This is a genomic window from Kocuria sp. KRD140, from assembly GCF_017168375.1.
Classification (GTDB): Bacteria; Actinomycetota; Actinomycetes; order Actinomycetales; family Micrococcaceae; genus Kocuria; species Kocuria marina.
In genome coordinates this window covers 1-10,713 of sequence record NZ_JABFAW010000002.1, presented here as the reverse complement: position 1 = coordinate 10,713, position 10,713 = coordinate 1, and the positions used below count along the sequence as shown (strand labels likewise).

At 69.3% G+C, this 10,713-nt stretch carries 10 protein-coding genes and 1 riboswitch; of the genes, 9 read left to right on the top strand and 1 reads right to left on the bottom strand.

The window, feature by feature from the left end; all coding sequences use genetic code 11:
* Window positions 1-30: 30 nt before the first annotated feature.
* The 3 genes from J1M36_RS02270 (at window position 31) to J1M36_RS02260 (ending at window position 1,226) form a co-directional block, all read left to right on the top strand.
* Entirely contained in the window at window positions 31-474 is a 444-nt protein-coding gene (locus tag J1M36_RS02270; RefSeq protein WP_064846150.1) for a DUF4233 domain-containing protein, read from the top strand.
* A 118-nt stretch (window positions 475-592) separates the two neighbouring features.
* Window positions 593-1,006 carry a nucleoside-diphosphate kinase gene (gene ndk, locus J1M36_RS02265; RefSeq protein WP_064846151.1) on the top strand — a complete coding sequence of 138 codons (414 nt, stop codon included), beginning with the start codon at window positions 593-595 and terminating at the stop codon, window positions 1,004-1,006.
* 16 nt (window positions 1,007-1,022) lie between these two features.
* A complete protein-coding gene (locus J1M36_RS02260; protein ID WP_193519595.1) occupies window positions 1,023-1,226 on the top strand; it encodes a hypothetical protein in 204 nt (67 codons plus the stop codon).
* A gap of 20 nt (window positions 1,227-1,246) precedes the next feature.
* Here the strand turns inward: J1M36_RS02260 and J1M36_RS02255 are convergent, their stop codons facing one another.
* Window positions 1,247-1,885, bottom strand: a complete 639-nt coding sequence (locus J1M36_RS02255) for a vitamin K epoxide reductase family protein (protein ID WP_286738356.1) — start codon at window positions 1,883-1,885, stop codon at window positions 1,247-1,249.
* 460 nt (window positions 1,886-2,345) lie between these two features.
* Between J1M36_RS02255 and J1M36_RS02250 the strand changes: the two genes are divergently transcribed.
* The 6 genes from J1M36_RS02250 to proB form a co-directional block, all read left to right on the top strand.
* Window positions 2,346-5,663 carry an Rne/Rng family ribonuclease gene (locus J1M36_RS02250; protein ID WP_206478578.1) on the top strand — a complete coding sequence of 1,106 codons (3,318 nt, stop codon included), beginning with the start codon at window positions 2,346-2,348 and terminating at the stop codon, window positions 5,661-5,663.
* An 80-nt stretch (window positions 5,664-5,743) separates the two neighbouring features.
* A riboswitch (TPP riboswitch) is annotated at window positions 5,744-5,839 on the top strand.
* Window positions 5,827-7,380, top strand: a complete 1,554-nt coding sequence (locus J1M36_RS02245) for a bifunctional hydroxymethylpyrimidine kinase/phosphomethylpyrimidine kinase (protein WP_085107801.1) — start codon at window positions 5,827-5,829, stop codon at window positions 7,378-7,380. It overlaps the preceding riboswitch by 13 nt.
* A 237-nt stretch (window positions 7,381-7,617) precedes the next feature.
* Window positions 7,618-7,929, top strand: coding sequence for a 50S ribosomal protein L21 (gene rplU / locus J1M36_RS02240; protein WP_064846154.1), 312 nt, complete (start codon window positions 7,618-7,620; stop codon window positions 7,927-7,929).
* Between the two features lie 46 nt (window positions 7,930-7,975).
* Window positions 7,976-8,230, top strand: a complete 255-nt coding sequence (rpmA, locus tag J1M36_RS02235) for a 50S ribosomal protein L27 (RefSeq protein WP_035962177.1) — start codon at window positions 7,976-7,978, stop codon at window positions 8,228-8,230.
* Between the two features lie 151 nt (window positions 8,231-8,381).
* The gene (gene obgE, locus J1M36_RS02230; protein ID WP_206478577.1) at window positions 8,382-9,983 is read left to right on the top strand and encodes a GTPase ObgE; all 1,602 of its coding nucleotides are present in this window, start codon (window positions 8,382-8,384) and stop codon (window positions 9,981-9,983) included.
* A 49-nt stretch (window positions 9,984-10,032) separates the two neighbouring features.
* The coding region (gene proB / locus J1M36_RS02225) for a glutamate 5-kinase (protein ID WP_206478706.1) at window positions 10,033-10,713 on the top strand (681 nt) is incomplete at its 3' end.

The window sequence follows — 10,713 nt, the reverse complement described above, 5'->3', positions numbered from 1 at the left end:
GCCCGCCGCCCCGACCATGGAAGGAGCCCGATGGCCCGCATGACCAAGGCCCAGCGCGAATGGCGCCCTGGCCAACCCAAGAAGCCACGCTCGATCAAGACGATGTTCGCCTCGAGCGTGCTCTCCATCGAGGCGTTCATCGTGTTCTTCGCCGCCCTCGCGGCGTTCGGACTCACGGCGCGGGACTGGAGCACGGCCGGGAAACTGTGGCTCATGGGCGGATCGGTGGTTCTCGCCCTGGTGTTCCTGCTGGCGTGCGGCCTCCTGCGCAAGCCGTGGGGGTATGCCCTCGGGTGGGTGCTGCAGGTCGTGCTCATCGCCACGGGAGTGCTCGTGCCCTCGATGTTCGTGATCGGCGTGTTGTGCGCCCTGGCCTGGTGGTACGCCGTGGTCAAGGGTGGCGCGATGGATCGTGAGAACGTGCGGCGCGCGGAGGAACAACGCCGCTGGGAGGTCGAGAACCCCCTGACGTGATCACCGTCTCCCGGCCGCGGTCCCCGGGCGTTGCCGCGCGGGGACCGCAGGCCGTTAGGCTCGGAACGGAACCTGATCGACCGAGGACTCCGCGTGGGTCCACAGCAAGGAGAAGCACATGACGCAACGCACCCTCGTCCTCGTGAAGCCGGACGGCGTCCAGCGCGGCCTGACCGGGCAGATCCTGGCCCGCATCGAGGCCAAGGGCTATACGCTCGCGCAACTCGAGCTCGTGACGGCGACCCGCGAGATTCTCGAGCGGCACTACGAGGAGCACCAGGGCAAGCCGTTCTTCGAGCCGCTCGTGGAGTTCATGCTCTCCGGGCCCGTCGTGGCCGCCGTGGTCGAGGGGGACCGGGTCATCGAGGGCTTCCGCAGCCTCGCCGGTGCCACCGAGCCCACCACGGCCGCCCCCGGTACCATTCGCGGCGATTTGGGTCGGGACTGGGGCGAGAAGGTGCAGAAGAACCTCGTGCACGGCTCCGATTCGCCCGAGTCTGCCGAGCGGGAGATCGGCATCTGGTTCAGCTGAGCTGAACGCGGGATCCATGACCGACTACGACCCGCGGATCGTCGACCTGTACGACGGGGACAACCCCGACGGGCCGGACCAGGCCTTTCGTGACCGCGGCATCCTGACCGATCAGTTACGGCGCGCCGGGTTCGAGGTCGACGCGGTTCGGGGCGACTGGCAGCGGACGCCATTCGACGGCACGCACCCCATCATGGTGTTCGAGGCGCACGCCGTCTGAGCGCGGCGTCGGTGAACGGCTCAGGCGAAGATCGCGGTCGAGAAGCGCACCGCGATGATCCCGAAGACGATCACGAGCACCCCGATGCCCAGGAGCCACGCCCACGCGGCGGAACCGGCGGCGGTGCCACGCGAGGAACCGATCAGGCCGGCGCGGCGCATCCGCGCCGTCGTATGCGCGAGCAACAGGGTCTGGGCGCACCACACGATCATGCAGTACAGGCACAGGGCGTTGATGTTGAAAGTGGTCTGCCACCACAGCCACAGGGTGAACACCGAGCCGGCGGCGATCCCCAGCCACAGCAACCACCAGAACCAGCTGGCGTAGCGTGCGCCGGCGAGCACGCCCACGGCCACGGCGATCACCACGGCGTACGCCACGATCCCGATGAACGGGTTGGGGAAGCCGAAGAGCTCCGCCTGCGGGGTGCGCATGACCGTGCCGCACGAGAGCCACGCGTTGATGTCGCAGCTCGTGCGGTGTCCCGCGTCCTTGTAGATCGCGAGCCGTTCCGCCACGAGCACGGCCGATGCGGCGAAACCCACGATCGAGAAGATCACCGCGAGCACGGCCCACGAGCGGTCCGAACGGGTGGCGGGGGCCGGAGTCGTCTCGCGTGCCCGGTCGGTCAGGGGAGTGGTCGCGGAAGTTGGGCTCACGCGCTCGATCGTAGACCACGCGCATGACGACCCGCCGGGCGCGGGCCGCCCGTGGCGGCGGGTGACGCCGGCACACACCCCGTACACGCGCTGTGGTCCGGCCGGTGGAATGTGGTACGGACCACCCGGAATGCGCCCCGGCCCGGGGTGACTGTGAGATACTGCCAATGGTCGGGCCTCAGCCGCACGTGAGGAACCGGCCCGGCAGGAACACCGATCTCCCTCGGTACGGACCCGCGCTCTCACAGGATCGAGCGCGTCCGGAGCGGGGCAAGTTCGCGGTCCCCACGGACCCAGCGACTCGGGCATCCGCCGGCTCGCGGACAGTGCGCGTGACATACGCCGCGCCCGCGAGTACGACTTTGACTTCCGGCGGCCGCGTGGCAAACACCGGCTCGACCGACCGAGCACACCTCGGGCCCGGGTGCGGGCGGTGTCCCGAGCAGGAGCACAACTTCACATGGAACCTGAGAAGGACAACGCGGAACAGTCACCCCTCGAGACTGCCGCCACCACCCCCGTCGAGGACAGCACCACCACCGACCCCGCCGTCACGCCTGATGCACCGGCCGACGACGCCGCCGTTCCCCATTCCGAGCCCGACGCCGCCGTGCCCGCCGACACCGCTACCGGGCAACCCGCGACGACCGACGCTCCCGCCGAGGATCCGGGGACGTCCGATTCCGCGGCCACCGCTTCCGACGATGCTGGCGTTGCGCACACGCCCGCGCGCGAGATCCCAGTGGCCGAGATCCCCGAGGCCGAGCAGCCCGCGGAGAGTAGCGAGGACGAGATCGCGCTCGATGTCGAGGACGCAGCCGGTGACGCCGCTGAGCGCGCCCGCGAGACGGATGAGCAGGCCGCTCAGCGCACCGACGGGCTCGAGCAGACGACGCAGGCCGGCGAAGGAACCGGCTCGGCCGAGGCGAGCGACGAGCAGACCGACACTTCGGAACAGACGGACGCGCAGCCTGTACAGGCCGAGGAGTCCGCGAACGACCAGCCCAGCACCCAGGAGAACTTCGGGGCCTTCGGTCCCGGCGCCTCCCTCATGTTTCATGCCCCGGACCCGGACGAGATCCGCCGTGCCGCCGAGGAGCAGGCTGCCCGACTGCGCGAGGCCGCCAAGGAACGCGACGCCCAGCGCGAGGCCGAGCGGGCCGCGCGCAAGGACGTGGACAGCGAGGACGACAAGTCCGGCGAGGTCACGAGCAAACGGCGTCGCCGGCGACGTCGCGGTGACGAGGACATGGAACTCGTGGACGAGTCCGACGGCTCGGTGACCCGGGTCCGCGCCCCGCGCGGTGCCGGTGAGGGCACGGGCAGCGACGAGGTGACCGGGGTCAAGGGCTCCACGCGGCTCGAGGCCAAGCGTCAGCGTCGTCGTGAGTCCCGGCAGTTCGGCCGCCGCCGCCACGTGATCACCGAGGCCGAGTTCCTGGCCCGGCGCGAATCCGTGGAGCGCAAGATGCTCGTGCGGCAGAAGGACGACCGGATCCAGATCGGTGTGCTCGAGGACGGGATCCTTGCCGAGCACTTCGTCTCGCACACCCAGCAGGACTCGCTGATCGGCAACGTGTACGTGGGCAAGGTGCAGAACGTGCTGCCGTCCATGGAGGCCGCCTTCGTGGACATCGGCCGCGGCCGCAACGCCGTGCTCTACGCCGGTGAGGTGGACTGGGACGCCGCCGAGCTGGGCAGCAAGCCCCGCAAGATCGAGAACGCCCTGAAGTCCGGGGACACCGTGCTCGTGCAGGTCACCAAGGACCCCGTGGGGCACAAAGGTGCTCGGCTCACGAGCCAGGTGTCCCTGCCCGGTCGCTACCTCGTCTACGTCCCGGGCGGTTCCATGACGGGGATCTCCCGCAAGCTCCCGGACGTGGAGCGCCAGCGGTTGAAGAAGATCCTCAAGGACCGGTTGCCGGAGGGTGCGGGCGTGATCGTGCGCACTGCGGCGGAGGGTGCCTCCGAGACCGAGCTGACCAACGACATCAATCGGCTGCGCTCGCAGTGGGAGCAGATCCAGGACAAGGCCAAGTCCACCAAGACGCTGGCCCCGGAGATGCTGTACGCGGAACCGGACCTGACCATCAAGACCGTGCGGGACGTCTTCAACGAGGATTTCACCGCCATGGTGGTCCAGGGCGAGCAGGCGTGGGACAACATCGAGGCTTACGTGACCTACGTGGCGCCCGACCTGCTGGACCGCCTCGAGCGCTGGACCGGCGATGACGACCTCTTCGAGCACATGCGCGTGGAGGAGCAGATCCAGAAGGCCCTCGAGCGCAAGGTCTTTCTGCCCTCCGGCGGATCGCTCGTGATCGACCGCACCGAGGCCATGACCGTGGTGGACGTCAACACCGGCAAGTTCACCGGCTCCGGGGGCAACCTCGAGGAGACCGTGACCAAGAACAACCTCGAGGCCGCCGAGGAGATCGTGCGGCAACTGCGGTTGCGGGATATCGGCGGGATCATCGTGGTGGACTTCATCGACATGGTTCTGGAGTCCAACCGCGATCTCGTACTGCGCCGGCTCGTGGAGTGCCTGGGCCGGGACCGCACGAAGCACCAGGTGGCCGAGGTGACCTCCCTGGGTCTCGTGCAGATGACGCGCAAGCGCATGGGTACGGGGTTGCTCGAGGTCTTCTCCGAGCCGTGCGAGGAATGCGCGGGCCGCGGCGTCGTGGTCCACGACCACCCCTTGAAGGGCCGCTCCGGCGCGGCTCCCTCCGACCAGCGCGGCACTCGACACGAGCGTAAGCGTTCGCGCAACAAGCAGCACAACGGTGCGCAGGACAAGCCCAGGAACGGCAACCAGCACCACGGTTCGGACGAGCCGGACCAGGCGCGCGTGGAGGCCACCCGCACGGCGTTCGCGAACATCGCCGCGGCCTCCTCCCACGACGAGTCCGGCGACGCCGCACGGAATGCTTCCCAGGGCACCGCACCGCAGTCCGGGGGCGGGCAGGCCGAGGACACCGGTTCCCAGGAGCAGCAGACCTCCCGCGGTCAGCAGGGCGGGGAGCACGCGTCCGAGAACTCCCACGGGGAGTCCGAGGGCGGGCGCCGTCGCCGCAAGCGCCGCGGCAAGCGCAGCCGCGGTCGCGGTCAGCAGGGCGAGGACAACGCCGTGCAGAACGACGGTTCCGGCCGGGACGGTTCCGGGAACGACTCGCGCGGGGATTCCCGGTCCGAGGACCGTTCCGGTGGGGACTCGTCCGCGAGCCTCACGATCCACGGCGAGGTCATCGAACTGCCCCACGGGCAGTCTGAGCAGCGGGGGAGCGAGGGCACCCAGGAGGCCCTGTCCCTGGATTCGCTGAGCGCCGCGTTCACGGATGCGGGCGAGGACGAAACCTCGACCGAGGGTGCCGTTCAGGATGCGGACGCCGCGCCCCAGCCGCGAGAGGCCGTGTCGAAGCGGTCGGCCGCCGGACACGCGCCGTCGAACTCCGGGACTGCGCAATCCAGTGCAGGGCAGACGAGTGCCGCGCAGCAGCAGAGTTCCGGGGCGGCGTCGTCCGCCGGCGGGAACCGGCCGGCGGAGGCGCCGGCGGCTCCGGCCCGACGGCGTCGTGGGTCGCGGCGTGCCGTGGCGCCGGCGGCCGCGCCCGGAACCGCGAGGGTGGAGACCCACGAGTACACGCAGGAACGGCAGGTCAGCCGTTTCACCGCGGAGGCCGGGGCCGCGACCCCCGCGGCGTCCGGTGACCAGCCCACCATCGTGGGTGTGGGCATCAAGGCTCAGGACATCACGATGACCGGCAAGCAGGACTGAGTGACCGGCGGCTGGATCCGTCGCCATGCGAGCACCGCAGGGGCACCCGGGATTCCGGGTGCCCCTGTGGCATGATCGGGGACACACACACGGGGTGCTGCGCACTGCGGCTGAGAACACACCCGTCGAACCTGATCTAGCTCGTACTAGCGAAGGGATTGTCGTGGACACCACGCCTTCTACCGCCATACCCCGCGTCCTCTCTATTGCCGGAACCGATCCCACGGGCGGGGCGGGTCACGCCGCGGACCTGAAATCCATCGCCGCACTGGGCGGGTACGGGCTGAGTGTGATCACCGCAGTGGTCGCCCAGAACACCCGGGGCGTCGTGAGCGTGCACACCCCACCCGTCCAGGTCCTGCGGGACCAGCTGGACGCGGTCGCCGGGGACGTCACCCTGGACGCGATCAAGGTGGGGATGCTCGGCTCCGTGGAGGTCATCGACACGGTCCGGGACTGGCTCATGGTGGGGCGCGCACCCGTGGTCGTGATCGACCCCGTCATGGTCGCCACGGCCGGTGGGCGATTGCTGCGTCCGGACGCCGAACGGGCCCTACGGGAGCTGCTGCCCCACGCGAATCTGATCACCCCCAACCTCCCGGAACTCGCGGTGCTGGCCGAGCGCCCCGTGGCCGCGACCTGGGACGAGGCGCTCGAGCAGGGACGCGCGGTCGCGGCGGCGTTCCATACCCGGGTCCTCGTGAAGGGTGGCCACTTGGCCGGGGACACGACCCCGGACGCCCTGTTGCTCCCCGGTCAGGACGAACCCGCCGCGTTGTTCGAGGGTCGCAGGGTGCACACGCGTAACACCCACGGCACCGGGTGCTCGCTGTCCTCCGCGGTGGCCACGGTCGTGGCGCGGACCGGGGACTGGCCCGAGGCGATCCGCACGGCCCGCACATGGTTGCGCGGTGCACTGCGCGGCGCGGACGAGTTGCACGTGGGTCACGGCAACGGTCCCGTGCACCACATGCACCACGTCCAGCACCTCGTCACGGATCCGGCGTTCGTGATGACGGCCGCCGCGGAATCCGAGGGCCCCCGGTTCACCGATGAACTGTGGGAGGAGAGCGCCCCGGTGCGTGAACGCATTGCCGCCCTGGCGTTCATCCGGGGCCTCGGGGACGGCACCCTGGACCCGGGCGAGTTCGAGCTGTACCTGGACCAGGACATGCAATATCTGCAGTACTACTCCCGGGCGCTGGCCCTGCTCGCGGCCTCCGCCCCGGACGAGCGTTCGCGCGAACACTTCGCCGCGGCGTCGGCCTCCGTGGTCTCGGTCGAGTCCGCGCTGCATCGAGCCCGGCTCGGGGACCGGGAGCCCATGCCGCCGAGTGACGTCACGAGCAGTTACGCGGACTTCCTGCTGGCGCGCACGGGTCAGGACGGCTTCGCGGTGGGCTCCGCCGCGATCCTGCCGTGCTACTGGCTCTACGCCCACGTGGGTGCGGAGCTCACCCGTCGTGCCCGCGTCGCGGGACCGCAGCACCCGTTCGCCGACTGGCTCAGCACGTACGACGATCCGGACTTCCAGACCGCGACCGAGTCGGTGCGCGAGATCGTGGACCGGGAGGCCGCCCACGCGGACCCGGCCACCCGGGAGCACATGCGCCGCGCGTTCCACCGGGCGTGCGCGCTCGAGCTGGCCTTCTTCGCGCAGACGACCCCGGCGACGTCGCCGGAGGGCGAGCGGCGCGCCGCGGCGCAACTGGCATGACTTCGGGTGATCGGGTAGGCTGGGGTGTCGGTGCCGAGCGCCGGTGTGTGTCATATCCAGTTCACGCACCAGGTTGCGGCACACTCGGGCGAACATCCTGAATCGATGCGATAGCCACGCGGAGAATGCGGTCGGTCATGGATCACCGCGGCGTGATGTCTCGACATTCGCAGTCCTCCAGGAGTACGCCCGACCCACACACGTAGTCCATAGATGTCGAGAGAAGTGAGTTCCCAAGTGGTGTACGCGATTGTCCGCGCAGGCGGCCGCCAGGAGAAGGTTTCCATCGGAGACCTCGTGACCCTTGACCGCGTCGCCGGCGAGGCAGGCAGCACCGTAGAGCTTCCTGCGCTGCTGCTGGTCGATGGGGACAAGGTCACCTCCGACTCCAAGACCCTGGCGAACGTCAAGGTCACCGCCGAGATCGTCGAGGACCTGCGCGGTCCCAAGATCTCGATCATGAAGTACAAGAACAAGACCGGTTACAAGAAGCGTCAGGGCTTCCGCGCCGAACTGACCACCGTCAAGGTCACCGGCATCGACGCCTGAGCATCCGGCTCCCCACATACGTTTCCAACGAAGGTAGGCACACACCATGGCACACAAGAAGGGTGCGAGCTCCACTCGCAACGGCCGTGACTCCAACGCCCAGTACTTGGGTGTGAAGCGCTTCGGCGGCCAGTCCGTTAACGCCGGCGAGATCATCGTCCGCCAGCGCGGCACGCACTTCCACCCGGGCGTGAACGTGGGCCGCGGCAAGGACGACACCTTGTTCGCCCTGGCCGCTGGCGCCGTCGAATTCGGCACCCGCCGCGGTCGCCGCGTGGTCAACATTCAGACCGCCGAGTAATTCTCATTCGGACCCCTGGGTCCACCCGCCGCCACGACCCCGTGGCGGCGACCACTAGAGGGTGGGCGCTTCACGCGCTCACCCTCTAGTCTTTTCAGAAGACCCCGGTCGACCCGCTCGCAGCAGGTGACCCCTACCACCGAGGAGCCGCGTGGCCAGTTTTGTAGATCGAGTGATCGTGCACGCCACGGGCGGTAACGGCGGCCACGGCTGCGTGTCCGTCAAGCGCGAGAAGTTCAAGCCCCTGGGCGGCCCGGACGGCGGCAACGGCGGCGACGGCGGTTCGGTGATCCTGCGTGTGGACGGTCGGTCCACCACGCTGTTGGGTTTCCACCACGCACCCCACCAGAAGGCCCCCAACGGTGAGCCCGGCAAGGGGGACATGCGCCACGGTTTCAAGGGCCAGGACCTCGTGCTGTCCGTCCCGGACGGCACCGTGGTCAAGGACCGGCAGGGCAACGTGCTCGCGGACCTGCTCGGTGAGGGCAGTGAGTTCGTGCTGGCCGGTGGCGGCCAGGGCGGACTGGGCAATGCCGCACTGTCCTCGCCTAAGCGCAAGGCCCCGGGCTTCGCTCTGCTCGGTGTGCCCGGTGAGGAACACCAGGTCGAGCTCGAACTGAAGTCCATCGCGGACATCGCCCTGGTGGGCTTCCCCTCCGCGGGCAAGTCGAGCCTGATCGCGGCCATGAGTGCCGCGCGCCCCAAGATCGCGGACTACCCGTTCACCACCCTGGTGCCCAACCTGGGTGTGGTCCAGGCGGGTGACACCCGCTTCACCGTGGCGGACGTGCCGGGGTTGATCCCGGGTGCTTCGGAGGGCAAAGGGTTGGGACTCGAGTTCCTGCGGCACGTGGAGCGCTGCGCCGCACTCGTGCACGTGATCGACTGCGCCACGCTCGAACCCGGACGGGATCCGCTGAGCGACCTGGACGCCCTCGAACGGGAACTGTCCCACTACGCCGAGGCCATCCGCGACGACGACCCCACCACGATCCCGCTGACCGAGCGCCCCCGACTCGTGGCCCTGAACAAGGTGGACGTGCCCGAGGCGCGGGAACTGGCCGAGTTCATCCGCCCCGAACTCGAGGAACGCGGTTACCCGGTCTTCGAGATCTCCACGGCCTCGCACGCCGGACTGCGGGAACTGGGCTTCGCGATGGCCGAGCTCGTCTCCCGTGCCCGCGAGCAGGAGGAACAGCGGGAGGAGCAGCGCCGCGCGGAGACCGTGCTGCGCCCGGAACCCGTGCGGCGTCGTCGAGGGAAGGACCGCAAGGAGTTCGAGATCACCCGCGAGGACCGGGCGGGGGAGCCGCTGTACCACGTGCGCGGCGTGAAGCCCGAACGGTGGGTGCAGCAGACCGATTTCAACAACGACGAGGCCGTGGGATACCTCGCGGACCGCTTCGCGAAACTCGGGATCGAGGACGAACTGTTCCGCATCGGCGCCCGCCCGGGCAACGCGGTGCTGATCGGCCCCGAGGACAACGGTGTGGTCTTCGACTGGGAGCCCACCATGGTGGGCGGCGCCGAACTGCTCGGCGGCCCGCGCGGTTCCGACCTGCGCCTCGAAGACACGTCCCGGCCCACGCGCCGCGAGAAGCGGGAACAGTTTTACGACCGCATGGACGCCAAGGCCGAGGCCCGCGCGGAGCTCGAGGAGCAGCGCCGCGCCGGGATCTGGACCGAGTCCGTGGACGACGCGCGAGATCGACGCCGTACTTCCGAGCCGAAGGAGACGCACGACAGTGAGTGACACGCCCCACGCGGAGAAGACCCCCACCGAGACGATCGACGTCCCGGCCATGGAGCAGCAAGCGGCCAAGTCCGCGATCCAGCTGAGCACCGAGAGCCGGGGGAAGAACCGCCGCTCTCCCATCACCCGCCGTGCGGACCTGCCCATGGCCCGGCGCGTGGTGGTCAAGGTGGGGTCCTCGTCCCTGACCTCGATCGAGAACTCGATCGACGAGAACGCGCTGCGCAGCATTGTGGACGCGCTCGGCCGGGTCAAGGCGCAGGGCGTGGAGGTCGTGTTCGTCTCCTCGGGTGCGATCACCGCGGGGCTGCAGCCGCTCGGACTGTCCCGCCGGCCCAAGGACCTCGCCACTAAACAGGCCGCGGCCTCCGTGGGACAGGGTCTGTTGATCTCGCGCTACACCGACTACTTCACGCGCTACGACGTCACGGTGGGTCAGGTGCTGCTCACGGCCGAGGACCTTATGCGCCACTCGCAGTACAAGAACGCGCATCGCCAGATCGAACGGTTGCTGGACCTGGGGATCCTGCCGATCGTCAACGAGAACGACGCCGTGGCCACCCACGAGATCAAGTTCGGCGATAATGACCGCATCGCTGCGCTCGTGGCGCACCTGATCAAGGCGGACGCGCTGTTGCTGCTCTCGGACGTGGACGCGCTCTACACCCGCCCCCCCCAGGACGGCGGGGAGCGCATCCCCACCGTCGAGGATCCCATCACGGATCTCGAA

What these genes read in the sequence shown, in the direction of transcription:
- J1M36_RS02270 (WP_064846150.1), top strand. Translation starts at nt 31, where the DNA reads ATGGCCCGCATGACCAAGGCCCAGCGCGAATGGCGCCCTGGCCAACCC.
- ndk (WP_064846151.1), top strand. Translation starts at nt 593, where the DNA reads ATGACGCAACGCACCCTCGTCCTCGTGAAGCCGGACGGCGTCCAGCGC.
- J1M36_RS02260 (WP_193519595.1), top strand. Translation starts at nt 1,023, where the DNA reads ATGACCGACTACGACCCGCGGATCGTCGACCTGTACGACGGGGACAAC.
- J1M36_RS02250 (WP_206478578.1), top strand. Translation starts at nt 2,346, where the DNA reads ATGGAACCTGAGAAGGACAACGCGGAACAGTCACCCCTCGAGACTGCC.
- rpmA (WP_035962177.1), top strand. Translation starts at nt 7,976, where the DNA reads ATGGCACACAAGAAGGGTGCGAGCTCCACTCGCAACGGCCGTGACTCC.